The 25,062-nt window shown below is 57.1% G+C and carries 18 protein-coding genes, 1 tRNA gene and 1 riboswitch; of the genes, 14 read left to right on the forward strand and 5 right to left on the reverse strand.

The window, feature by feature from the left end; all coding sequences use genetic code 11:
• Positions 1-529: hypothetical protein (locus P8Z34_10120; GenBank protein MEJ2551028.1), on the reverse strand; the 529-nt coding region annotated here is incomplete at its 3' end.
• Between the two features lie 645 nt (positions 530-1,174).
• Between P8Z34_10120 and P8Z34_10125 the strand changes: the two genes are divergently transcribed.
• From P8Z34_10125 to P8Z34_10160, 8 genes are all read left to right on the forward strand, one after another.
• A complete protein-coding gene (locus P8Z34_10125) occupies positions 1,175-1,870 on the forward strand; it encodes a DUF4388 domain-containing protein (protein MEJ2551029.1) in 696 nt (231 codons plus the stop codon).
• A gap of 13 nt (positions 1,871-1,883) precedes the next feature.
• On the forward strand, positions 1,884-2,414 hold the full coding sequence (locus P8Z34_10130; GenBank protein MEJ2551030.1) for an ATP/GTP-binding protein: 531 nt from the start codon (positions 1,884-1,886) through the stop codon (positions 2,412-2,414).
• 237 nt (positions 2,415-2,651) lie between these two features.
• Positions 2,652-2,763: riboswitch (TPP riboswitch) on the forward strand.
• Positions 2,764-2,803: 40 nt separating this feature from the next.
• On the forward strand, positions 2,804-3,352 hold the full coding sequence (locus P8Z34_10135; protein MEJ2551031.1) for a thiamine diphosphokinase: 549 nt from the start codon (positions 2,804-2,806) through the stop codon (positions 3,350-3,352).
• Positions 3,353-3,508: 156 nt separating this feature from the next.
• Entirely contained in the window at positions 3,509-3,811 is a 303-nt protein-coding gene (locus P8Z34_10140; GenBank protein ID MEJ2551032.1) for a thiamine-binding protein, read from the forward strand.
• Entirely contained in the window at positions 3,804-4,643 is an 840-nt protein-coding gene (locus tag P8Z34_10145) for an ABC transporter permease (protein ID MEJ2551033.1), read from the forward strand. Before P8Z34_10140 ends, P8Z34_10145 begins: the two co-directional genes overlap by 8 nt.
• Positions 4,644-4,670: 27 nt before the next feature.
• Complete coding sequence (locus P8Z34_10150; protein MEJ2551034.1) at positions 4,671-5,669, forward strand: ABC transporter substrate-binding protein; 999 nt, start codon at positions 4,671-4,673, stop codon at positions 5,667-5,669.
• A gap of 36 nt (positions 5,670-5,705) precedes the next feature.
• On the forward strand, positions 5,706-6,470 hold the full coding sequence (locus P8Z34_10155; GenBank protein ID MEJ2551035.1) for an ABC transporter ATP-binding protein: 765 nt from the start codon (positions 5,706-5,708) through the stop codon (positions 6,468-6,470).
• Positions 6,467-6,973 carry a DUF402 domain-containing protein gene (locus P8Z34_10160; protein ID MEJ2551036.1) on the forward strand — a complete coding sequence of 169 codons (507 nt, stop codon included), beginning with the start codon at positions 6,467-6,469 and terminating at the stop codon, positions 6,971-6,973. The genes P8Z34_10155 and P8Z34_10160 overlap by 4 nt, the downstream gene beginning before the upstream one ends.
• A gap of 1,016 nt (positions 6,974-7,989) precedes the next feature.
• On the opposite strand, the gene P8Z34_10165 is transcribed toward P8Z34_10160, so the two are convergent.
• On the reverse strand, positions 7,990-8,274 hold the full coding sequence (locus P8Z34_10165; GenBank protein MEJ2551037.1) for a DUF4126 domain-containing protein: 285 nt from the start codon (positions 8,272-8,274) through the stop codon (positions 7,990-7,992).
• Positions 8,275-8,609: 335 nt separating this feature from the next.
• Positions 8,610-9,488: a DUF2085 domain-containing protein gene (locus P8Z34_10170; protein MEJ2551038.1), complete on the reverse strand. Its 879-nt coding sequence runs from the start codon at positions 9,486-9,488 to the stop codon at positions 8,610-8,612.
• Positions 9,489-9,561: 73 nt separating this feature from the next.
• Here P8Z34_10170 and P8Z34_10175 point away from each other — a divergent pair.
• Together P8Z34_10175 and P8Z34_10180 are read left to right on the forward strand one after the other, a co-directional pair.
• Positions 9,562-9,634, forward strand: a tRNA-Asn gene (locus P8Z34_10175).
• Between the two features lie 149 nt (positions 9,635-9,783).
• Positions 9,784-10,101 (forward strand): hypothetical protein, encoded by a 318-nt coding sequence (locus P8Z34_10180; protein MEJ2551039.1) that lies wholly within the window; start codon positions 9,784-9,786, stop codon positions 10,099-10,101.
• A gap of 37 nt (positions 10,102-10,138) precedes the next feature.
• On the opposite strand, the gene P8Z34_10185 is transcribed toward P8Z34_10180, so the two are convergent.
• Positions 10,139-19,351: a glucoamylase family protein gene (locus P8Z34_10185; protein MEJ2551040.1), complete on the reverse strand. Its 9,213-nt coding sequence runs from the start codon at positions 19,349-19,351 to the stop codon at positions 10,139-10,141.
• 343 nt (positions 19,352-19,694) lie between these two features.
• Between P8Z34_10185 and P8Z34_10190 the strand changes: the two genes are divergently transcribed.
• From P8Z34_10190 to P8Z34_10200, 3 genes are all read left to right on the forward strand, one after another.
• Positions 19,695-20,456: a DUF166 family protein gene (locus P8Z34_10190; protein MEJ2551041.1), complete on the forward strand. Its 762-nt coding sequence runs from the start codon at positions 19,695-19,697 to the stop codon at positions 20,454-20,456.
• Positions 20,457-20,782: 326 nt separating this feature from the next.
• Positions 20,783-22,477 carry a hypothetical protein gene (locus P8Z34_10195; protein MEJ2551042.1) on the forward strand — a complete coding sequence of 565 codons (1,695 nt, stop codon included), beginning with the start codon at positions 20,783-20,785 and terminating at the stop codon, positions 22,475-22,477.
• Between the two features lie 31 nt (positions 22,478-22,508).
• Positions 22,509-23,321, forward strand: a complete 813-nt coding sequence (locus tag P8Z34_10200; protein MEJ2551043.1) for a 4Fe-4S dicluster domain-containing protein — start codon at positions 22,509-22,511, stop codon at positions 23,319-23,321.
• Between the two features lie 25 nt (positions 23,322-23,346).
• On the opposite strand, the gene P8Z34_10205 is transcribed toward P8Z34_10200, so the two are convergent.
• Positions 23,347-24,123 (reverse strand): TerC family protein, encoded by a 777-nt coding sequence (locus tag P8Z34_10205; protein MEJ2551044.1) that lies wholly within the window; start codon positions 24,121-24,123, stop codon positions 23,347-23,349.
• A gap of 288 nt (positions 24,124-24,411) precedes the next feature.
• Here P8Z34_10205 and P8Z34_10210 point away from each other — a divergent pair, with 288 nt between their 5' ends.
• Complete coding sequence (locus P8Z34_10210) at positions 24,412-25,059, forward strand: 1-acyl-sn-glycerol-3-phosphate acyltransferase (GenBank protein ID MEJ2551045.1); 648 nt, start codon at positions 24,412-24,414, stop codon at positions 25,057-25,059.
• The last annotated feature ends 3 nt before the right edge of the window (positions 25,060-25,062 follow it).

Here is a 25,062-nt window from a genome sequence, read left to right on the forward strand (position 1 = left end):
CAACATAAAAACCACGCTCTTCCAAAGCTTCCAGAAACGGTGTATTGTCATATCCATAATATTCCAACAAGGTATCGTCCCGAGTGTATGCATCGGTAATGATGTAATAGATATCGGGATATTCTCCGGATGCGTCTACATGTTGAGTGACCTCAAGATCAGCGGCCGAAGGACTCGATTTTCGAAACCGCAGCTCATAAGATGTGATCTGAAACAATGGAACGATTAGAAGGATGAAAGCGATCGCATTCATTCCGATGGTTATATCCACGCTCTTCGTTTTCTTTACAACCCACGTCCATCCCACAATCAACAAGGCCAAAAATACGACAAGGAGGTAGCGATGGCGCCCCAGACTCACACCGAAGACATCCACGTTTTTCAATTCGCTGTAAACCTGCCCGTAGCTGAAAAACAACAACGCGGCGATGGAAACCATCACAGCCGAGCGATCCCAATCCCGCACAAGAACTCGCAAGAGCAGGAATAACGCCAGGATACTCGCAGCGACAATTATAAATATCCGCATCGTGGAAACAATTTCAACTTCCTTAATATTGAAGGCCAAAAACTTTACGACCGGATATAGGCCGAAGAGTATCGGGTGAAACGGAATGTGTAAAAATTTTCGTATGGAAGACATATCGTACCTACCTTAATCAATCATGAGTGATTCTCAATAAAACCAACGACATGCAGTCTATCGCAAATCGAGGGATGAAATCAACTATATATAAAGTATCTCGAAGGACAGATCAAGGCATTTTATTGAAAGAATAATCCATCTCCCACCTGTAGCCGCTTCACCTCCTTTCGATTTACTCCGACTTTACATCGCGCTCAAGAGTTAATAGCCAATACGGACCAGTTGAAATCTCCCCATAGTTGTCGATACAATGAGTGGGTGGTGTCTGGTATCGAACAACGATCTTTACGGGATGGTCACGATTCGATTAAAGGTAAGGCAACAAGAAGGCGTACCGACTTCCCTTCGTCTTGTGTTTGCACTGTCCGTCCCCTACAGGTATAATCCCGCCACCTGATCGCGTTGAACACTCATGCAGCGAGCGAAACCTGAAAGCATGCTCCAGAGCCGCTTCGCTGCAGAGAAGTGGCGCGATCGATGAGCGTAGCAATGTAGAAGAGAGCCAAATGGCACTGAAGGGCAACCTGCGTGACTTTACGGTCACACAACTACGCACAAATGGGCAAAGGAGACAGCTCGCTCACGAACATCTTGACCAAAGCCGGCGTGATGACCGCAAAGCAAGCCACGACCATCAAGGAACACGCAAGCGACAAGACCGACAAGGAATTGGGACTGCTCTTGATCAATGCGGGTTATCTCAGCCAGCAGGATATTCTCTCGGGGATCCAACAATATGTGTTGGATACCGTGTATCAACTCTTCACCTGGTCGGACGGTTTCTTCCGCTTCGACGCCAGCGTGCTACCCCCGGATGACGCCATCACAATTCGCCTCGATCTCGAGAACATCATCATGGAAGGCTCGCGTCACGTTCAGGAATGGGAGCAGCTCCAGGACGAGATCCCCAATCTCAGCATGGCGCTGAATTTCGTCGAACGTCCCGGCGCGAACATCCGCGACGTAAATCTCACCGTCGAGGAATGGAAAGTGGTCTCGTACATCAATCCAAAAAACAGCATCAAACAAATCGCGAAAGCCAATAAAATGAACGACCTGGAAATCCGCCGCATCGTGTACGGATTGCTCCAGGCTGGATTAATCGAAATCGTACGACCGGACGGCATGCCGCTGCCCCGGCACGCCCAACGGGTGCCGCCTGTCGATCGCAAGAAGCAGACATCTCTGGTCAACCGTCTGATCGATCGCGTCCGGTCCTTATAGGCGAGGATCTTTTATGCAAACTGTAAAGATGGTCGTCACCGGCCCCTTCAACAGCGGAAAAACCGCCTTCATCTGCTCTGTGAGCGAGATCGATGTCGTCTCTACGGAGCGAAAGATCAGTTCGGAGGCGGAGCGCGTTAAAGAAACGACGACCGTGGCGATGGACTTCGGCCGCATCACCGTCGATGACGATCTCGTACTCTACCTATTCGGCACGCCCGGTCAAAAACGCTTCGATTTCATGTGGGAGATTCTCTCGGAGGGCATGCTGGGCTTCATCGTGATGGTCGACAGCGCCCGTCCGGAAACCTTCCGTGAAGCTCGCGGCATCCTGCAGACCTTCCGCGCCTATGCGCCGACTCCCTACGTCGTCGCAGCAAACAAACAGGATGTCGATGACGCCTGGGAAGTCGATGATCTGCGTATCGCTTTGAAGCTGGATGAGAAAGTCAAGATGCTGCCCTGTATAGCGACGGACAGAGATTCGGTCAAGAACGTTCTGCTCGAGCTTCTCTACAGTATTCTCGAAGAAATGAAAGAATAGGGTTATCCAAGCGATCATCCTTTCATTTTTATACGTATCGGACATTACCCCTCCCTCGTCGGAGGGTTTTTTCTTGCGGCTGCCGGAGCCGGTCTGCCTCGACAGCCGTATGTAGATAAATCGCCTGCTTCGAATTCGCGGATTTCACCAGTCCCGCCGGCAGCCCGTTCAATCCAACTGTACCCCGCGTTGGCTTGACGGCCCGATTTGCCGCCGGTATACTTCAAAGAGAGAAATGAGAAATCCACGGGGAGCCCGATGACCATCGGGCTGAGAGGAGGGTGAGCGCCCTCGACCCGTAGAACCTGATCCGGATCATGCCGGCGTAGGGATGGCACAGATATGAACAACACGAGAAGCCACTCCCCCGCCAAGGAGTGGCTTTATTCATGGGAAAACGTACGATCGTCGTCGCCAACGGCGTCATCGCAGAACCCGAAAGAATCCGGGCGCGTGCAGAAGCGTTGGACGACGCACAGGTCATCGCCGTGGACGGCGGCAGTAAGAACTGCAAGCTGCTGGGTCTGGATTACGACGTCGTACTCGGCGACCTCGATTCACTGGAAAACGAAGAGCGCGAATCGCTGCGCAAATCCGGCGTGAAAGTCGATAGCTTTCCCACACTCAAGGATGAGACCGATCTGGAGCTGGCGCTGCTCCACGCCGTCGATCGGGGGGCGCAAGAAATATACATTCTCGGCGCCGTGGGCGGCCGCCTGGACATGACCCTGTCCAACATCTACCTGCTTGCTCATCCGCGTCTGCAGGGCTTGAAAGTACGCATCTGGCACGGCGAGCAAACGGCATGGTTGATCCGCCCACCGGGCGGCGATGTCGATGGCCGGCAGGGAGATACGCTTAGTTTGATTCCCATCGGCTCCGCAGCAAGAGGGATCACGACGCACAACCTATCTACAGCCTGGATGGGGACGAGCTGATTCTCGGCCCGGCGCGCGGCGTCAGCAACGTACTGAAAGAATCCCCTGCGCGCATAATGCTGCAGCAGGGATTGCTGCTGGCGGTGCATACACCGGGCCGAGCCTGAACCGCTTCCGCTTTGTCCGGGAAGCGTATGAGGAGAAAACGAAATGGAAATGGATGAGAACCGAACCGTCAACGTGTCCGTTCAGGTGCTGCCGCTCACCGAGGACGCATTTCCGATCGTCGATCACGCCATCGAAGCGATCGCCGCACAGGGAGTCCGATACGAAGTGACCCCCATGGAGACGGTGATGGAAGGCCAATTGGACGAATTGCTGGCGGCTGCCAAAGCGGCGCATCTGGCTTGTTTCGAAGCCGGTGCGCAAAAGGTGGTGACGCTGATCAAGATCGGGGACAGCGTCCACGGCACGACCATCGAAGAGAAAGTGGGCAAGTACCGTACGAAAAATGAGTGAGTCAAACGCTGCCCCGATGAAAAGGGACAAACCACGCATCCGCTCGCGCTGGGCAGGCGAGATATTCCCTGCGCTGCTGCTGATCGCTTTCGTACTGCTGTGCTGGCAGGTCGTCGCCGCCCGAAGCGGTTTATCGGCCTTCATCCTGCCCTCCCCGCTCCAGGTCATTCAGGCAGGCTGGGAGACGCGCCACATCCTGCTCGCGGCGATCGGGACGACGATGCTCGAGACCGCCATCGGCCTGGCGATCGCCATCCTGTTGGGCATTTTGATCGCCGCAGCGATCGACCTGTCTCCCTTTTTACGCAGAGCGCTCTACCCCATTCTCGTCGCCTCGCAGACGATACAAATCATGGCCATCGCGCCTTTGCTGATCATCTGGTTCGGTTTTGGATTGATGCCCAAGGTGATCATCGTCGTGCTGGTTTGCTTCTTCCCTATGGCGGTCAGCACCGCCGATGGACTGGCGTCCACCGATCCCGATCTGGTTGCACTGCTGCGCGCCATGGGCGCCAGCAGGCGTCAAATCTGGCGCATCGTACGCTTGCCGTCCGCACTGCCTTCCTTTTTCTCCGGTCTACGCGTCGCAGTCACGTACAGCGTCGTCGGTGCCACGATCGGCGAATGGGTGGGCGGTTCGGCGGGGTTGGGCCTGTACATGCTGCGTTCGAAAAACGCCCTGGCGACCGATCAGGTGTTCGTGGCCATCCTGATCACCACGGCGATCAGCATCGGCCTGTTTGCGGCGCTGTACCTGATCGAACGCGCCGTACTTCCCTGGTATCACTCCGCACAGCGCAGCGAACAATGGGAGGATGCGGGAATCTACTGAGATGAATCTTTCCAGGAGGGAACTTCCATGAAAAGAATCTTGACCGTCAGCCTTTCGATCGTGCTCCTCGGCCTTCTCGCGGCATGCAGCGCCGAAGAAACCGCGACCGAGACAACGAGCGTTGCGCCCGATGCGGTCACCTTGATGCTCGATTGGGTGCCGAATACCAACCATACCGGGCTGTTCGTCGCCCAGGCGAACGGCTATTTCGAAGACGAAAATCTGCAGGTCGATATCATCCAACCGGGCGAAGTCTACGCCGAGCAAGCCGTTGCCAGCGGCGCCGCCGATTTCGGTGTAAGTTTCCAGGAACAGATCACCCTCGCCAGAGCGGACGACGTGCCCATCGTCTCCATCGCCGCCATCATCCAACACAACACCTCCGGATTTGCTTCTCGCGGTGAACTCCAGGTCAGATCCCCCGCTGACTGGGCCGGACTGACCTACGGATCCTACGGCAGTCCGTTCGAAGAGCCCACCTTGCGCGTCTTGATGGCCTGCGCCGGTGGAGATTACGAGGCGCTGAACATCGTCGATACGGGATTCGCCGATCCCTTGGCCCTGCTCGACGAGCAACAGATCGACCTGGCCTGGATCTTTTACGCCTGGCAAGGCATCCAGGCCGAAGAAGAGAACATCGACTTGAACGTGATCATGATGCAGGACTGGTTCGATTGCATTCCGGATTATTACACGCCGGTGCTCATTACCAGCGAGCAGACGATTGCAGACCGTCCGCAGATCGTATACCGCTTTCTCCGTGCCGTCTCGCGCGGCTATCAACTCGCGATTGAAAACCCGGACGAGGCGGCGGCAATCTTGCTCGGCGCCGTTCCGGAACTCGACAGTGAACTGGTGTACGCCAGTCAGGCGTGGATCTCGCCACGCTACCAGGCTGAGGCTGCCCGCTGGGGCGAGCAGTCGCTGGTCGTCTGGCAGGGGTACTCGAACTGGATGCTCGAAAACGGCATCCTCGCCGAAGGGATGGATGCGGAAGCCGCATTCACCAATGCGTTCCTTCCTTGAGCATGACCTGGCGGACCTTGAGATCAAAGGATGACGATGCCGACGGCAAAAGTCGAACTTCGCAACGTCAGTAAGACCTTCAACGCCAATGGCAGGACCATACGTGCGCTGGAGAATCTTTCTTTCGAGGTGCATCCCGGCGAATTCGTGACCATCATCGGACCTTCGGGAAGCGGCAAGAGCACGATCTTCAATCTCATCGTCGGACTGCTCGAACCGGACTCAGGAGAGATATGCATCGACGGGGAGACCTGTAAAAAGCGGACCGGCCGCGTGGGCTACATGCCCCAGCGCGATCTTCTGCTTCCCTGGCGCAGCGTTCTCGACAACGTCATCCTCCCACAGGAACTGCTGGGCATCCCGGCGGAAAGCGCCCGTTCGAAAGCGGAGCAGCTTCTGCCCCTCTTCGGACTGGCGGAGTTCCGCGCCGCCTACCCCAGTGAACTCTCCGGCGGGATGCGGCAGCGCGCCGCACTGCTGCGCACGATGTTGACCGAACGTGATGTCCTCCTGCTCGACGAACCCTTCGGTGCACTCGACGCGCTGACGCGGCGCGAGCTGCAGGACTGGCTGCTCGACATCTGGCGCCGCTTCGAGAAGACGATCATCTTCATCACCCACGACGTCGACGAAGCGCTGTACCTCGGGGATCGGGTTCTCGTGCTCAGCGCCCGGCCGGGAACGATCCTGCGTTCCAGCAAAGTGAATCTTCCCCGGCCCAGACGGCAGGGGATGATCGCCACACCGGCCTTCGGTAAACAAATCGCTGAATTATTGGAAGCGCTGGGGATCAGCGTATGAAACCCATTCCCCAGGAAGTTCGACCGTCGGCCGGAGATTCAGTAACGGTACACAAACTCGACGCAGATGGAATCGAGGCCTGGCGCTATACGGGCGAAGTGCTGCGTACGGACTCGGCGAGCGTCACCCTCGTGGCGGCGTTCGACCGGGAGGATCGATCTCTGGGCGGCATCGAACTGCAGCGCGGTGACCGCTTCGTGGAGACTTTCTACGCCGATCGGTGGTACAACGTATTCCGGATTCACGACGGCCGAGACGGGCGCTTGAAAGGTTGGTACTGCAACGTCACCCGCCCGGCGAAAATCGAACCGGGGCATATTTATGCCGACGATCTGGCGCTCGATCTGGTCGTACTTCCGAACGGTGAATGCCAGGTGTTGGACGAGGAGGAATTTGAAGCGCTGCAACTGACGCCGGAGGAACGCGAGATGGGGCTCCAGGCTTTAGAGGAACTCAAAACGTTCGCGAGTAGTCACTCTGCACCATTCGATATTAATTTCTGAACGTTGAAATGGATCATCTCACGCTAGATCTGCGATGCACGTTAACCCCAAACCGAGGAGGCACAGAGAAACCATGGAGTAATTCTTCGAGGCCAGATCGGCCTAACGTTTCGATCCCAGCCTGATTTTTACGGACTGCATCGAGAACGGCACCGCGTCGCTGCTGCTAGACAGGCCTGCCCTTCCGGCTGAATTCTTCGATTTGAGCAGCGGACTTGCAGGTGAGCTGCTGCACAAACTGTCTGTTTATCACATGCGTATGGCAGCCGTAATACCCGATTTGACGGCTCACTTTGTGAATCTTCAGGCGTTTGCATCTGAAGTAAATCGGGGAGGGCAGATTCGATTTTTTCCCACTCGTCGGGAAGCAATCGATTGGCTTGAGTATATCTGAGCTGTGAAAGACCGGGTTGCTTTCGTATCAAGCCGGCAAATAAGAGAAACAACAAGCGTAAATTCAGCGCAAACAGTTGCTCCGCTTGAAGCACTCAAGGGAAGGATTACGTTATGATTCTGATACCCACTATCGTCCTTTGTGTCTTGTTTCTAACCCTGTCTTCCATTCACCTCTACTGGGTTTTCGGAGGTAGATGGGGCTGGAAAAGTGCGACTCCAACACAAGACGGTATACCGCTGTTCGAACCTGGGAAGTTTCAAACTCTTTTAGTGGCGGTGGCTCTTTCAGCAGCCGCGTTCGTAACGCTTTGGCGAGGCTTGTATACGGACCTCGGTCCAATGTGGATACCTCACATCGGTATGTGGGTGATCACTGGGATTTTCACACTGCGGGTAATTGGTGATTTTCAGTATTGTGGTCTCTTCAAGAAAGTGCGGGACACTACCTTCGCCAGAAATGATTCACGAATCTATGTGCCGATATGCTTGGTGATCGCCGGATTTGCTATTTGGTTGGCAATCGGACCCTAGGAAAATGGGGAGTCGAGCCACAAAGGTTTTCCGGCTAGGGAAGTCATCCTTGTGCAGCAAGTGCGCTCAGCCTAGCGGGAAAAACTGTCTCAATCCTTTGTCGCTCTCTCGACATTCGCTCGCCGCCAGAGCCACCAGACGACGAATGCCGTAAACATGATGATCAGCGCGGCGATGGCCACGGGCAGTACGACGGCCAGAATCGAAATCACCGTGGCCGTCACATCCTCGGCGACGCTCACCGGGACGTTGCCGACGCCGGCCGTCGTCGCCGTGACCGTCGGGCGGACGGCGGCCGACTTGGCCACGTGCACGCTGCCCGAAACCAGGATGCCGGCGATGATCGCCAGCACGGGATGGGGTCTGGATGGCATCGTTGACGTGATTGACGGCGGGCACTTTATCCACGAAGAATTCGATCACCCCCAGAATCACCAACACGGCGATCGTCCACCAACTGGTGAGCGGTTCCCACGTTTCAGACAGCGTGATCCAATCCGTGAAGCGTGCCATCAGCGCCACGATCAACAGCGGCACGTACGCGTTCAGGCCTGCACTTGCCGAAAGGCCGAATGCCGCAAATAATCCCGCGATACTTTCCACCAACTTCCCCTCCGCTTCTCGAGCAACATCCGATTCGAGTCAATCGATACTGCTTATACCACACATTTCTCGTGCCGCGAATCCCGTACGGCGAGAATGGAAACGCTTAAAAATGAAAACCCGCCCATGTTCCCGTTAACGTGTAGCGAAGCAAATCGATGGCTCCGATCTGGATCACGGCCAGCGTCAATCCGATCACAATGGGCGTGAATAAATCCCGCCAGCGTTCGGCTCGATTTTCCCGGCGCGAGACAGCCAACACGACCGATGTGTAAACGATCGTCAATATGAGGAACGCGGACAGCGTGCTGGCGACCGCCAGCGGATAGAGAACCAACGGATTTCCATCGAGAACGAAAGCCACAAGGATGGCGGCGATAAGCAGCAGCAACCCCAAATCCTTGAACGAACGCAGCACCGGCTCGTTTTGGGCATCCTTCCAGGAAAACTGGCTGAAAGCCGGGTACACCAGAGTCGCCAGAGAGATTCCCACCAATGTGCCCGTGATCAAGCGCAGCATGTTGCTCGGATGGTAAACGCCGGAGGCCATCGGCAGGAGCTGCAAGTACGAATTGAGCCCGTCGACGGCCCAGATGGCGGCGAAGCAAATGAGGGCCGCAGATACAGCCTTATCGGGATAACGGCCCGCTTTCGTCCGGCGGGTGATATAAAAACCGAGGCCGATCAGCACACCGAGATACATTCCTGTGCAGCGTGCGCAGAGCGGCATCTGCCGCGTGCCGAGTTGGAAAGAGCGCAGGTCGATGCGATGGCACAATGCATATCCGACAGCGTCCGCTTTCCCCAGCAAGCCGTCTGGCGTGTATAGAAGCCACGTTACAAACACGATGATGGCGATCAATACGGCAAACGTTCGAGGGACGAAGGCACGTTTTGGCCGCTCCGGAACCCCTTCGCTCGAGGTGTACATGCCGTCATTATAGCGGAATCTCACTGAGACGATGGAAAATGCTCCGCGAAGCAATCATTGCCCTCGATCCAACAGGATACGATTCCTTGACGGTGCGAGTGCGGGACGGTTATAATGCCACCTGCTTTCCTCGGTAGCTCAATCGGCAGAGCGGGCGGCTGTTAACCGCTAGGTTGTAGGTTCGAGTCCTACCCGAGGAGCCTGATGCCTCACGAGCACTCATGCGCAAGCGCAGCGGGTGCTTTATGTTTTAAGGACGATTCGGCACACGGATTACACCTTGCACCCGACAAAGATGCGATATGATTAGGCTTAGACCGATCCTTTTTGGAAAGGGGTACTCGCCCATATGAATCTCCTGAAAAAGATAGGCGACTTGTTTGTGCGTTCAGAGGACGACCAGGGGCTTTGGATCTACGTTCGTTGTAGTCGCTGCGGGGAAAAATTGAAGACACGCGTCGATTTAATGACCGACCTGACTGTGCGCTACGGTGAGGGCGGCAGCGAGGACGCCTACTTCACTCGCAAAACGCTCATCGGCAGCGATTTGTGCTTCCAACCCATCGAAGCGACGCTCACTTTCGATCTCCGGCGTCAACTGCTCGACAAGCAAATCACGGGGGGAGAATTCATAACGAAGGAGGAATTCGACGCGGAGGAGGAATAGACGTGCTTCCGCTGAGTTCAAAGGTTACACCGCACGGTCAATCGTCACCCGATTCAACCGGTTCCGCCGAATCTTCCTGCTTTTTGGATTTCGTATCTTCTCGAACCCCCATCCGTACGACCACCTTATGTTTCACGGCGTTGCCATCCAGGGGCAGCTCGAGCTTGTCCAGGCGTCTGCCGTCCATCTCGATCCACGCCACTCCCCGGCCGACGTGATCCGGATTCTCGACCTTCAGTTCATAGACCGCATCGCGGTGCGAATAACGGATGTTGAAATCGTCCCACGCGGCAGGGATGACGGGATCCACGCGCAGCACGTCCCCCCGAACCTTCAAGCCCAGAATTTCTTCGACCCAGGCCCGGTACATCCAGCCGGCCGAACCGGTATACCAGGTCCAGCCCCCTTTCCCTACTTTGCCGGCGAGATTATAGACATCCGCCGCAATCACGTACGGCTCGACCGTATAACGGTCAACGTCCTGCGGTTCGCGGGTGTGCTCGATGGGATTCAGCATGCGCAAAATCTGCGCCGCGCGTTTACCGTCCCCCATGCGCGCGTACGCGATCGCCAACCAGACGGCAGCGTGGGTGTATTGTCCCCCATTCTCGCGAACACCGGGTGGATAGCCTGCGATGTATCCGGGATTGTGCGCGGATTTATCGAAGGGCGGTGTAAACAACAATACCAGGCGATCCTTTTCGCGCACCAATTGCTCCCACACCGATTCGAGTGCCGTCTTCGAACGATCCGGATCTGCGGCCCCACAAATAAGCGCCCATGACTGGGGCAGAGAATCGATGCGCGCCTCAACGTTTCTCGCCGAGCCAAGCGGTGTACCGTCGTCGTAAGTCGCTCGTTGGTACCAGGCGCCATCCCAGGCTTCCTTCTCGACATGTTCCGCAAGCCTGCTTGCGCGCTTACGGAAATCCGCCGCATCATCCTGCCGGCCGGTTTCTTCCGCCAGATCGGCAAAACCATCCAGGATATCGATCAGGAACCAGGCCAACCAGACGCTCTCGCCTTTCCCCTCGACGCCCACCCGATTCAGTCCATCGTTCCAATCCCCCGTCCCGATCAACGGTAATCCATGCGGACCGCTGGTCGCACCGAGCTCGATCGCACGGCGGCAGTGCTCGTAGAGGGAGGCGCGTTCCGAACTCACCTCTGGAACGAGATAGATTTCATGCTCGTCTTCCTGCAGCTTTCGCCCGTTCAGGAAGGGCAGCTGCTCTTCGAGGATGTCGAAATCCCCCGTGACCCGAACGTAGTGATTGACGACGTAGGGCAGCCAGAGCAGATCGTCTGAAATCCGCGTGCGAACTCCCGCACCGCTTGCAGGATGCCACCAGTGCTGAACGTCTCCCGCCTTGAACTGACGCCTTGCTGCGCGCAGAATGTGTTTGCGGGCGAACTGCGGAGCAGCGTGGAGTATTGCCATCACGTCCTGTAATTGATCACGAAAGCCGAAAGCCCCACCGGACTGGTAGAACGCCGAGCGAGCGAAGATTCGGCAGCTCAGTGTCTGATAAAGCAGCCAGCGGTTGAGCAGGAATTCCACGGAAAGCTCCGGATGGCTGACCTGCACACGCCCAAGGAATTTATCCCACCAGCCGCTCGTTTCGTGCAGGGCTTCATCAACACGCGTGTTCTCCCGAAAATGGCGGATAATACGGCTGGCATCCTCCAGCGAATCCGCCGAACCCAGCATGACGTTTATTTCGTCGCGCTGGCCGGGTTCCAATTCGATCATGACACGCATCGCACCACAGGGATCCAGGCCCGCTCCTACCCGCTTCGACAACTGTGAGCGGTGCATGGCAGCCGGATTGGCGAGACACTGGTTCCGCCCTACGAACGCCGTGCGATCGGCGGTATAGTCGTCAGCCGCAGGACTCATGGCGATGAAAGCCACGCGATCGGCATAATCCGGGTGGTAATGGTTGTAAGCCATCAAGGCATTTGTGTCTTCGTCCCATTTGGTGATGACGTGCATCTGATTTTCTTCACGCACTTCGCCGAGGACCAAATCGGCATAGAAAGTCACGCTGAGGTGGCGCGTTTGCGTCGAATCGTTGTGCAGCCGCAGCCGCTGAATACGTACCGGTTCACCACCTTTATCGCTCATGGGCACAAACGTGACCAACTCTTGCTCGATGGCATGGCTGTTGTGTTCGAACACGCTGTAGCCAGCGCCGTGGCGGGCGCGGTAGGCATCCAATTCGCGAACGGGCTTCGGCGTCGGCGTCCAGAAGGTGCCGCTATCCTCGTCCCTGATGTAGAGGGCATCTGAGGCGGGATCGCAAACGGCATCGTTCGACCAGCCGGTCAAACGATTCTGCTGACTGTTGCCGTACCAGACGAAACCCGAACCGCTTTCGGAGATCAAGGCGCCGAATTCCGGATTGGCCAACACGTTCACCCATGGTGCGGGCGTATTATCCTCCGGACCCAGATAAACGGCATACTCATGACCGTCGGGCGTGAATCCGCCAAGGCCGTTGAAGTACGGCAATTCCATAAATGGAAGCGGAGCGGAAGGTTCCTCCTGGATTTTCCGCGGCAGCAATTCGGTCGGTAAATCCGGCGACTCACGGGAAACGCCGAGCTGCTGCGAAAGCGGTCCGCGTGCTGCCACCATGGCCACTCTGGCCGCGGAAAGGATCAAGGTGAGATGGTCTTCCGGAATCTGGTCCACACTGCGCAGATAGACCCCACCGGGCTGATCGACGGCGGTATAGATCGAGTTCGTCTCGATCAAATTCTCCAGTCGCTCGTTCAGCGGTTTTTCGTAGCTGCTGGCCTCTTCGTTGAGAATGATCAGATCGGACTTCAGGCCGTGTTGGCGCCAGAAAGTATGCGCCTGCAGCATTTGACGCACCGTACTCAGATCCCGCGCCTCACCGACGCTCACAACTGCGATGGGAAGATCTCCCGAGATGCCGTACGGCCACAAGCCCGACTGGCCCAGATGATTCTGTTCCAGCCGTTCGGGCGGCGGCCGCAGCCAGGCGTCCGGGTAAAGCATGGCGCTGGCCAACTGCTGGAAACGACGGGCGTCGTCCGGTTGTATGCGCAGCAAGCGCAGTTCGAGTTGGGCGTGAACCCAGGCCATCTCCAGGCTGCGCGTGATGGCGCGTGGGTCGCCGTATTTTTCCATCAACCGCACGGCCTGATCGCGTTCGTTCGAAGCAGCCAGCAGCATGGAGACGGAGAGGCGCTGTCGAGGCCGTATCGTCACCAACTTGCGAATGCTCAGAATGGGATCGAGAACGAAACCTTTGCTGTTACTCAGATTGCCTTCTAATGCGATTGGATTTTCCGGGGAACGCCCGCGGCCGATGAAGCGAGAACGGTCGGTTTCGAACTGCATCGGGCTCGATTCCCCGTTTTCAAGTGTGAGGCGGTGAGCGACGAAGATCGGTGTATCTTCTGGATCCCGCAGCCGGCGGAAGGCAAGCAGACCGTCGACCTGCGGCAACGACTCCGTCTGAATGAACATCTTATTAAACGCAGGATGCTGCCGGTCGGCGTCGTGCGGCGCCATGGATAATTCGACGTAGCTGGTGATCTCGATCCGCCGGGCTCGGCTCGAGCGGTTGATGAAGGTCATGCGCCGGATTTCGACGTCATCCTCCGGCGAGACAACGATCTCGGTTTCTGTGTCGATGCCGTTGTCTCTGCGCCGGAACTCGGCGCGATCGATCGCCATATTAATGGAATAGTTATCCGGCTCCCCTCCGACCGGCTGATAGGTGTTGGACCAGATGCGCCCGTTATCGACGTCGCGGAGATAACAGAAGCTGCCCCACGCATCGCGTGTGGTATCGGCCCGCCAGCGAGTGAGTTCAAAATCCTTCCACTGGCTGTAGCCGCCGCCGGCGTTGGTGATCATCAAGCCCATGTTGCCGTTGGACAGTAGATGGGTCCTCGGCGTCGGGGTCTGGGCGGTGTCGAATTTGCTCACGGAAGGCGCCATTTCTACCGTCGTCGCACGCGTCGTCGGGCGTTCGCGAGTGGAGACTTCGTAAACCGGTGGCGCGACGGGGATGCGCTCGTACAACAATGGTTCGGTAGCCTGTACGCGCCGATCCTCATGGAAGCGCCGCTGCATGCTGTAATCGTGGAGTAGATTCACCATGGCCAGAAAACCCATCGCCTGGTGGTGGGCCATGTACGCCCGTACCAGGATTCCGCGTTCGCCCTCGCGCTTGCGCTGACGGGTGAAATCGATCGACTCGTAAAACCCGTAGCGGCTCTGCAGCCCTTCACCCGCCAGACGACGTAAATTCTGCGCCGCTTGATCCGGCTCCACCATCAATGCCAGCATGGAGGCGTAAGGTGCGACAACCAGGTCCTCCTCCAGGCCGCGCTTCAACCCCAATCCGGGTACACCAAACGCCTTGTATTGGTACGTCTTGTTGACATCAAGATCGCCGTATGCGGATTCGGAGATCCCCCAGGGGATGTTGCGTTGATCCGCATACTGGCGCTGCAGTTCCACGGCCTCGTGCGTGGCGAGGTCCAACAGGGAATTGCTGTACGTACGCTGCAAGAGCAGGGGCATCAGATATTCAAACATCGTGCCGGTCCAGCTGAGCAGCAGTCTATGATTTCCGACGGAACCGTAAGGGCGATTGAGCGCAAGCCAATGTTCGCTGGGAACGTCCCCGCGCGCGATGGCGACGAAGCTTCCCAGACGCGATTCACTGGCCAACAAGTCGTAATAGGACCCATCACGACGCTGGTTGCTTACGTTGTAGCCGATGGTAAATAGGCGGCGGTCGGGATCGTACAGGAAGCGCATATTCATGTTGCGGGCCAGCACTCGAACGGTATCGAGCAGATCTTCCCCCTGCCCCAGAATTTCTCCCGCGAACCAACGCGCCTCAGAGAAAGCATCACGCAAACGTTCGATCCATTCCGTGAGCGATGGCGGCAGCGAGTCATCGGATTGAATGGAAGCCTCGATGGCCTGCATCACGGGCACGGCGCCGGCGGCTAAATCTCGCAGCGAAGGAGCTTCACGAAGCGCGTGCCGACGGGCATCCAACGTTCCTGCACCCAACGGCGCGAGGACTTCCTCCGCTTCGGTCGTTAAAATCTCCGCCCATTTCATGTAGCGATCCACGGTGTGAATCCATTGGGAGATCTGCCGCTCCAATTTGCCCGCCCAGTATGCCGCTTCGTCGCCTGTTCCGGCGCTGCGGCGCAGACCGTAGGACAACGCAATCGACAGACCGCTGGCATGGCGAACGGTGCGGATGAGCTCTTCGAGATTGCCCGGCGATGATTCCAACGTCTGCGCCAGTTTGTTGAAGGTCTGCATATGAGGATCGTCCGAACGCGTGGACGTTAAGACGTCCTTTAAAATATCGAGCGTGTCCCACGCGCCGTGCAGGATCACGGGATCGAGCAAAGGCGCATCCAACAATTCCCCGATTCCAATCTCCAGCGTCCACAAGCATCCCAAGAGGTTTCCGCTGTCGACCGTGGAGACATAGCGTGGTTCCAACGGTTCCAGTGTCTCGATGTTGTACCAGTTCAATAAATGACCCTCATATTTCTCGAGTCGATCCAGGGTCTTCATCGTGGCGTTTACTTGTTTTATGACGCTGTCTGCATTGAGATAGCCGCAGTCGTTGGCGCCCAGGGCGGACAGCACCCATAGTCCGATGTTGGTCGGACTCGTGCGATCGGCAACTTGATTCTGGTGAGAGACCTGAAAGTTATCCGGCGGCAGCCAGTTTGTCTTTTCGGTGACGAAATCTTCGAAGTACGCCCAGGTGCGTCGCGTCCATTTGCGTATCCTGCGGCGCGTTCGTCTGGAAAGCTGCTGTTGAGGCGTTTCTTGATCCGGTCCTTGATTCAGCCGCCAACCAATCCAGGGACTGACGAACCACAGGATGAGGAAAGGAATGGCGGCAAACAGACTCATTGGCTGGACCAGCCAAACCAGAATGCCGAATACGATGGAAAACAAGCTGACGATACCGAGCGTGTTGGAGAAGGATCGTGCCTGATCGGTCGTGGACCATCCCGTCATCTGTGCCGTCGTCCATTCCAGGAAATTATGATGACTCACAAGCCGGCGGTACCAAACCCTGAGAATCGCATCCAGAGCTAAACCCGTCTGATGAGGGATCAAGGCCGCCTCAACAAACGAACGCCGGATGCCGTGCCACACTTCTTGCAGTGTAAAATTTGTCGATCCATGCGACGTCGTCATCCAGGTCACAGGCTGTACCAGTGGTTGGAACAGCATCAGACCGCCGACGAGCAGGCTGGACACGCCACCCATTGCCGGAGAAATCAGCCACGCACCCAGCAGGTAGAGCATTAACGACACCGGCACCAAGCTGCGGCGGAGATTGTCAAACACTTTCCAGCGATTAAGGATAGACAGTGGGTTGGGTACGCGCTTGCCGCTTCCGGAGGGTGCCCGGGGCAGGATCCAATCTGCAATTTGCCAATCCCCCCGAATCCAGCGATGCTGACGCCGCGCGTAGCTCATGTAATCGCTGGGAAAATCATCATACAGCTCGATGTCGCTCGCATAACCCACACGGACGTGTGCGCCTTCGATCAGATCGTGGCTGAGGATGCGTTCCTCGGGTAAACGGTCTTTCATGATCCGATTGAAGAAACGCGGATCGTAAATCCCCTTTCCGACATAAGATCCTTCGGAAGCAAGGTCTTGATACACATCCGAAACCGCTTTGGTGTACGGATCGGTCCCGATCGGATCGGTGAAGAGGCGTGTGAAAATCGTAGCTGTAGAGCTGGGCAGCGCCGTGCTGACTCGAGGTTGGATGATGCCGTATCCGTCAACCCGCAGTGGATTCTCGGTAACGACCGTTGGCCGATTGAGGGGATGGGCGATGGTTTCGATCAAACGACGGGCGGTGTCCCGCGGCAGCTGCGTATCGCTGTCCAGGGTGATGACGAAACGCACGTTGGTCATTGCTTCCGCCCGACCGACGCGTACGATGTCCTCCAGTTCCTCGCCGTCGATCAGACGGTTGAGCAGTTGCAGTTTTCCGCGTTTACGTTCCTTGCCAATGAATTTACCTTCCGATTCACACCAGGTCCGTTCGCGGTGGAAAAGGTAGAAGCGTCCCGTGCCATGACGCCGGTTCAACGCCTCGATGCCGGCCACGGCTCTTCCGAGCAAGACCTCATCCTGCTTGGTCGTCGACGCGTCGGCGTCCATGAAATCACCGAACAGCCCGAACAACAGGTTCGGATGTGGATTGGCGAGATAGCGTATCTCCAGTTTGTCGATCTCCTCATCGACCGTGCTTTCGTCCACCCACAATAAAGGCACGACCACGAGCGTACGGAATTCATCCGGTATGCCTTCCTCTTCGAAAGACATCTTCGGCAAGGCGATCGGTGTCAACAGCCGCGTGAAGCAGTAATTCACGATCTGGATTGCCAGTTGACTGGCCGGTAGTACGCTCAACAGCCCACCGAGGATGAGCCAGCCGCTGTGTTCTCCGACCACGTAACTCAGCGCGACAGCGATCCCGACCAACACGATATTGGCCAGTCCCACCGCACCCAGGTACAAGACCGTGTGGTTGCGTTTTATCCAATCCAGAAACCGCTTGCCTAGTTTCTCCCGTCCGCCCAATTCACTAATGAAACTTTTCCGTCCCGAGCCGATGAGATAGGTGCCTACGTGATTTCGCCGGAAATCTGCAGCGGCCGTTTCGACCTTGTTCGAAGCAGCCTCAATGGCGAGTTCCGCAACTTCGGTTTCGGGGATTTTCGATCCTCGGGCGATTTGCTCGACGGCGCGGCGGTAACGGTCACGCGTGTCGAAATCCATGTGGGGGTACACACCGGCGGGGTCACGGCGCAGAATTTCTTCCGTACGGCTGTGGCGCTCGAATATTTCACGCCAATCCAGAAGCGAGAGTTGGCGTAGGCTGGTAATGGCGTTGCCGATCGAAATCTGCATCGCCGCCTGACGGGCCTGCTCGCGGCGGTTGATCTCGCCCAACTCGGTCTGCAAACTGCGTTCCAACCAGCTTCGCACCGGCACGAGTGCCGCCTGCTCGTCGTACAGATGGCCGATCAACTGCGTGGCGAAAAAGGCGCTCGGTTCGGGTTGTTCTTTGGCCAATTCGGCGAGAACATTGAAGAGCTGGCTGGCATCACGGCGGGCGGTGGTCAGCAAGCGGTTGGCCCAGAAATCGGCCTGGACTGCCTCATGGAAACGCCGCAGCACCTGCAGCGCCAGTTCTCGCAAACGGTCGATGATGGTGATGCGCAGCATCATCGGCAGCGCCCACAATTCCCCGATGCTTAGCAGAGAAACGGACTGGTAGGCCTGCAGGAAATCACCGATGTTGCTGCGGTCCAGGCGGGCATCCGTGTGGAGCACCAGATCGCTGGCCAAACCATAGACCCGCGGATCGCCTCGCTGCGGGCCGCTGCTCAAGATCGGCAGTTCCTCGTAGAAGCGCCGCGGCAAGTTGAGGCCTACATCGCGGATGTGACTCTGCATGATGTACGCGTTGTCCAACAACCATTCTGCCGAAGCAGTGATGCTTTGCTCGAGCCGCTCGTACTGCGCCAGGTCGTCGCACACCTGCTGCAGCGTCTGACCGGATTGGATGATACGCGCCAGCAGGGCCGCGCCGCGCCCCCGTGAAGGCGGGCCGATCGTGTGCGTGGCCGCCAGCCGTCGGGCGTGATCTTGTATCTGCACCGGTGAGAGTGGGACCACCGCAGGGAACTCTCCGGGCTGGATTAAGGAACTCGTCTTCAGGGCAAAGATCGCAGGCTGCATCTCCACAACCCTGCGCAGAATGGGAATCGCCCAAGCCAGCGATTCAGGCTCCGCCCGCAGCAGGATCAGCGACTCTTCCGTGACCAGCCATCGCGCGCAACGTTCCTGCATCTTGCTTTCCACACCCAGGTCCAGCCACCGGGCGATCAAAGCGCCGAAAAGGCCCAACAGCAGCACCAGTATGCCGGTCGACAAATATATCGAGACCTTCAGAAAGGCGGGTACCAGATAGTGGAGCAGGAGACCCACAAGCAGACCCAGAAAGACCCCACCGAGGAAACCGTGCACTATCCAGGTGCGTCGACCATAGCCACGTTTGTGGATGTCACCTTCGGCAGTCTTTTGGATCAAAAACGTCCTGTCGAAACCTCGATGCCGCAAAGCTTGACGCGCCTCGACGGCATCTTCGTGGCGCACGAAAAAAGCGACCAACGTCGCTAATTCACGCACAAGCACACCTCAGCATCACAGGCGACGAGAATGCAATCCACAGAGGACATGGAGCGTGGGGAATTGTATTGCATCAGGCGAACGGAGATACTTTGACTCGGATGCGAACTCATGGGTCGTTACTACCCGGTTCATTCCTTTCAATCGCGATGAAGAGATCTTGGTAACATCCCTTCCGCTGGAAAAGCGATCCTCTTGAGACCACTTCTGCAAATTATAACAAACGTACATGCTGCGAAACAGGATCGCGGATGATGTCCTCCCAAATGTAAAATATCGACGAATAAGATACAATAATTCAGCTTAAGGCCCAATTCACGCATCGCGAGCGGAGGGAAAGGGTATGCGCATACTCGCCATCATATCGGGGGAATACGGTCGACGCCACCTCGAAAACTTGCGGGAGCACGGTCCATCCCAATGGCACTTCGAGGAATGGAGAGCGCCTTCTGTGCTTCCACCGGTGATCGACGATCCGGAGGAGCATCTACCCGATCATTTTCCGGCGGTTGATTTGATTCTCTCCTTCGCCGAGCATCGCGGCGTGGCGGAGCTGCTGCCCGAAATCGCCCGAATGAGCGGTGCGCAGGCGGTCATCGCCGCGATCGATGATGAAGCATGGCTGCCACGCGGTCTGGCTCGCCAGTTGCGCGGTTGGTTGAAGGACATGGGCGTTGAATGCGTCACGCCGAAACCATTGTGCACCCTCCGCGAAAACGACTACGGTGTGGCGCGCGGATCCCGAATAACCTACGAGGATCCGCTGATTTCTACCTTCGCACGCCATTTCGGACAGCCGGAATTGAAACTCACCATCGACCCGAAAACGCGGATCATCACGGCAGCCGAAGTCCTGCGCGATGCGGTCTGTGGCTGCGCCCGCCACGCCGCACAGGGCCTGGTGGGTACTTCTGCCGACGAAGCCGAGGAGAAAGCCGGTCTGCTGCATCATCACTATCCCTGCATGTCTGCCATGGGCATCGACGACGATTACGGCGACACACTGATGCACGTTTCAGGCAACGTACTCAAATCGGAAGTCGGGGCGCAGGTCAAACCCTTCAAGCAGGTGCAGGTTTTTCGGCCCGAGGGGAGAAGCGAATAGATCGGGATCTTTTGTGGGGGATCGAAGCGCCGAATGCGTCGACCTGCTGCCCGATAAATCGGCGCATCGAATCAACCCACTTCCTGCATGATCGTGGCCAGCGGAAATATGCCAATATTTCCCCAATTCCTGATAAAATAGTGCCCTGGAGGGTGGAGATCGACACCGACCCAATGCACCAACAAGGGTCTTCGCCCCAGTACGGGGTCAATAGCCCCAAAGGACGATAGTCCAAACGAGATCTTGCGGTTATCATGCGCGTAGGAGGAGCCGCGAAACGGGGAACGCTTCAACGCGTCCGCGTTTCGTGAAGGGCAAGCTCAGCCATGAGTAGACAATCACTGACCGCCATCCAACAAGCGAAGGCAGCAGCTTCACGCGGCGATTATTCACGCGCCCGCAGCATCCTCCGCGAAGCGGCCCGTTACGATCCAAACAACGAGGAAATCCTTCTGCTCTTCGCTCAATTCGCACAGAAACGCGAGCATGCAATCATGTGCTACGAGCGCGTGCTTGAAATCAACCCCTACAACGAAACGGCGATTCGTGCCCTCGACCGTGCCTACGCCCAGCAGGCACGCCGAGAAGAATTCGACCAAATCGTCGCCAAAACAAAATCCACCATCGGAAGTTTCGATCCTGCAGCGGCTAAGAAAGTCATCTCTCCGCTGACCAAGATACCATTCAAACGTTACTTCCTGACGGTGTTTCGAACGGTGATGGTGATCGCTATCGTCGTGGGCGGCATATACCTTGGCGTGAACGCCTACGATTTCATCAACCGCTTCTTCGGCTTGGGGACCTACGCGCCCACCACACCAACCCCCAACCCCAACTTGACGCCCACACCAACCGTCCCGGCAGACCTGCCCCTGCTGCAATCCGAATTTGCCGGCCGGATTTTCATCAAAGAAGGGGATCCGGCGCTCTTTGAAAACGTGTGGGACCTGATCAGCGTCGACAGTTTCAATACATATGCTTACGCCAGCGAGAATGGCGAGGAGTATTGGTTCGACGCAGTCGTAAATTTGCGTATAGGATTCCAACGCGCCCATCCCGTGCGCTTCCGCCTGACGATCACGAACCCCGCCACCGGCATTTCGTCCCCGCTTCTCCTGGAGGAGACCATCGTGCCCAACCACGAACTTGGTCTCGGTGCCAATGCCCTCCAGGTGACCCGATTCACGTTCTATCAATACGTCGCCGGCGACTATGGCGGGAAACTCGAACTCGATAATGTCGAGATCATGCGCATTGACGGCATGCGTCAGGAGGAATGGGTACCGCCGGAAGGCGGCGCCGGGAAGTACCGGGATGTTTGGAAAATCTACAACCCGCATGACGTTGCCCTGCCCCTCGCCTGGGAACTGGTCAAACGCGATCAAGCCGGAAATTCGATCGGACTTTCGGAGTACAAATTCTGTTTGCAGACGGACAGCGAGTTCGAAGCGCTCTACCGTGAATTCTCCCTGCTTCCACCGGGGAAACAGATCATCATCACGCAGAACATCACGCCCGAAGAAGAACAAAGCGGCGTGACCACAGAATTGAACCTGCGCTATCCCGACGAGTGTCAGCCGCTGCTGCAGAACGAAGTAACTTTCGATCCGTACGTTGTACTTGTGGATACAGCGGAGGAGGCCGGGGAAGGAGAAGAGCAGGTCCAAGCGACGGAACAGGTTGATGAAGATCCCTACGCACAAAATCTATTGATCGAAAACCGCGGCTTGAACGAAGCTTTCGGCTTGTTCTACGTCAATGTGTATGATGAGAATGGCAACCCCATCGCCGGGCGGGCGATCACGCTCAATCCGAGCACTTTCCCACTGATGCCCGATGAATTCCTGGAACTCAGTCCCAGGCTGGATTTTATCGAGCTGGTTGAACCAATCCCCAGCCGCTTCGAATTTGTTTTCCTCGGTTTGAGCAAGATCCCCGAACAGCCGGCGCCTGCTCCTGATGATAGTGAGCCGGTCACCACCGAAGTGGTTTTAACACCCGAGCCAACCAGCAGCGAATAAACCCGAAGCGCTGCGGAACCCCGGATTCAAGATGAGCCGACCATTGTGGTTTACGGAGTTCGTCAAGAAAATCTTCCCCACTCGCTATCTGCTCGCTCGCGCAACGCGCTTGCCCTACCTGGGCTCGCTCGTCGACCGCACACTTTTCGATGGCGACGATATGATCTATCTCCCGTCCAATCGAACAATACAAGTCAACGAAGCCATCCCGGCGAACAGAAATATGGTCGTACCCTCCCAGGTGGTGGAGCATTTTATCGAGCGTGCCGAGGTCCACTGGATCATGCACAGTTGTATTTGCCGTACGGCGGCAGGCTGTGAGGATTATCCCAGGGACCTGGGATGCCTGTTCCTCGGGGAAGCTGCATTGGACATCAACCCCGACCTCGGCCGAAGGGTGACGAAGACCGAAGCCAGCCGGCACGTTGCGCGCTGCCGCGAGGCGGGGTTGGTGCATTTGATTGGAAGGAACAAACTGGACACCGTCTGGCTCGGAGTCGGACCGGGGCATCGACTGCTGACCATCTGCAACTGCTGCCCCTGCTGCTGCGTCTGGCGGGTGCTGCCCTATGTAAAAGCGGAAATTGGCGCCAAGGTCACGCGCATGCCCGGCGTCGAAGTCTCGGTCGGAGAGGCGTGCATCGGTTGCGGCGACTGCCTGGACACCTGCTTCGTGAATGCGATCCGCCTGGTCGACGATCGGGCACAGATCATAGAATCCTGCCGGGGCTGCGGTCGTTGTGTGGAAATCTGCCCGCAAGGTGCGATCGAACTCCAGGTGAACGCAGACGGGTTCGTCGAGCGCGCCATCGAGCGCATCGCTCCACTCGTGGATTTGCGCTGAAACCACGAACTGCTCGCACGTTCGATTATTCCAATACTTGCTGTGAACTGCCCCCGTTTTCCGCTGCGTAAGCCGTGTGTAATTTCAGCGGATCGCGCTCCTTGGCGTGCAGGCGCAGATTGAGCATTTCCACGAAGAACGAAAACGCCATGGCGAAGTAGATGTATCCTTTGGGAATATGAAACTCCATCCCTTCCGCCACCAGCGAAACGCCGATCAACAGCAGAAAACTGAGGGCCAGGATTTTCAAGGTGGGATGCCGGTTGACGAAATCACCGATCGGTCCGGCTGCGAACATCATCACCCCGACAGCGACGACCACGGCCGCCACCATCACCGCCAGCTCGTTGCCAATCCCCACGGCGGTGATCACGGAGTCCAATGAAAAAACGACATCGAGCAGCATGATCTGAAAAACGACGCCGACAAAGGATGTTGCCGCTCTCACCTCGGTGTGTCCCGAGGGCATTTCGAGCTTATCGTGAATCTCGAAGGTGCTCTTTCCCAGCAGAAACAAACCGCCGACGATCAAGATAATGCCGCGGCCCGTAACGGTCAGGCCAACAACGTCGAACAGCGGCGTCGTGAGCCGCGTCAACCAGGTAATCGAGAAAAGCAGGAGAATACGGCTGACCATGGCCATGGCCAAACCGACCGTACGCCCGCGGGCCTGCTGGTCCTGCGGAAGTTTACCGGAGAGTATGGTTATGAAGATGATGTTATCGATGCCCAACACGATCTCCAGTGCGGTCAGCGTGAGCAGCGCAATCCAGTTTTGCGGATCCGAGATCAATTCCGTCATGCTTGTCCCTCAGTACCTGTTTTCCCAGGCTGCAGGTATTCTATCGTCCAGCGTTACGCCGGATCTGACCCACGCCTGACGCTGAAAATCCCGCTCCCTGACCGCTCGATGATACCACAGCCCACGAGTGGGAAATCCGCTGCGCTATACAAGACGTCCAAAGGTGAATATACTACCCGCATGCCTGCCGCCCAGCCCAAATATCCATTCGTCACCCGAAGCTCATTGTCGATACTGGCAGGCATTCTCAGCGGCCGGCGCCGCAGTTTCCGGAGCGACGCGTGCGCGATGACGTTCCAGCTAAAGAATCCAATACAAATTCAGGGTTCGCTGCCGGATTTTGCCGCGAAATCCTGGTTGATCGTCTGCAACCATTACAGCCGCCCGGGCTTCGGCGCCTGGTGGATTCCGCTGGGGATCGCATCCATCGTTCACCACGAGATGCACTGGATCGTCACTGCCGCCTGGCGTTTCGATGATCCGCTGCGAAGCCGGACGATCACACCGCTCTCCCACTGGTTCCTGCAGCGAGTCTCGCGTGCGTATGGATTCACCTGCATGCCCCCAATGCCGCCGTATCCGGGGGACGTCGGGCAGCGGGCACGGTCCGTACGCGCCGTCCTGCGATACATCGAAACGAAACCGCATCCCGTTCTGGGCTTATCACCCGAAGGCGCCGATTCGTATTACGGAGACCTGCAGCCGCCTCCGCCGGGAACGGGTCGCTTCGCGGCCCTGTTGGCGAAGCGCAACTTTCACCTGCTGCCCATTGGCGTTTTCGAGCAGCAGCAGCGGCTTTGCCTTTCGATTGGCGAAGCGCAGCAGCTGCCAACGCCCACCGGCGAATCCAAAGTTCGTGACCGGCAGTTGGCCGATTTCGTGATGCGCACAATCGCCGCCTGTCTTCCCCCCCACTTGCGCGGACCCTATGCTTGAAAA

Source organism: Anaerolineales bacterium (genome assembly GCA_037382465.1).
Classification (GTDB): domain Bacteria; phylum Chloroflexota; class Anaerolineae; order Anaerolineales; family E44-bin32; genus WVZH01.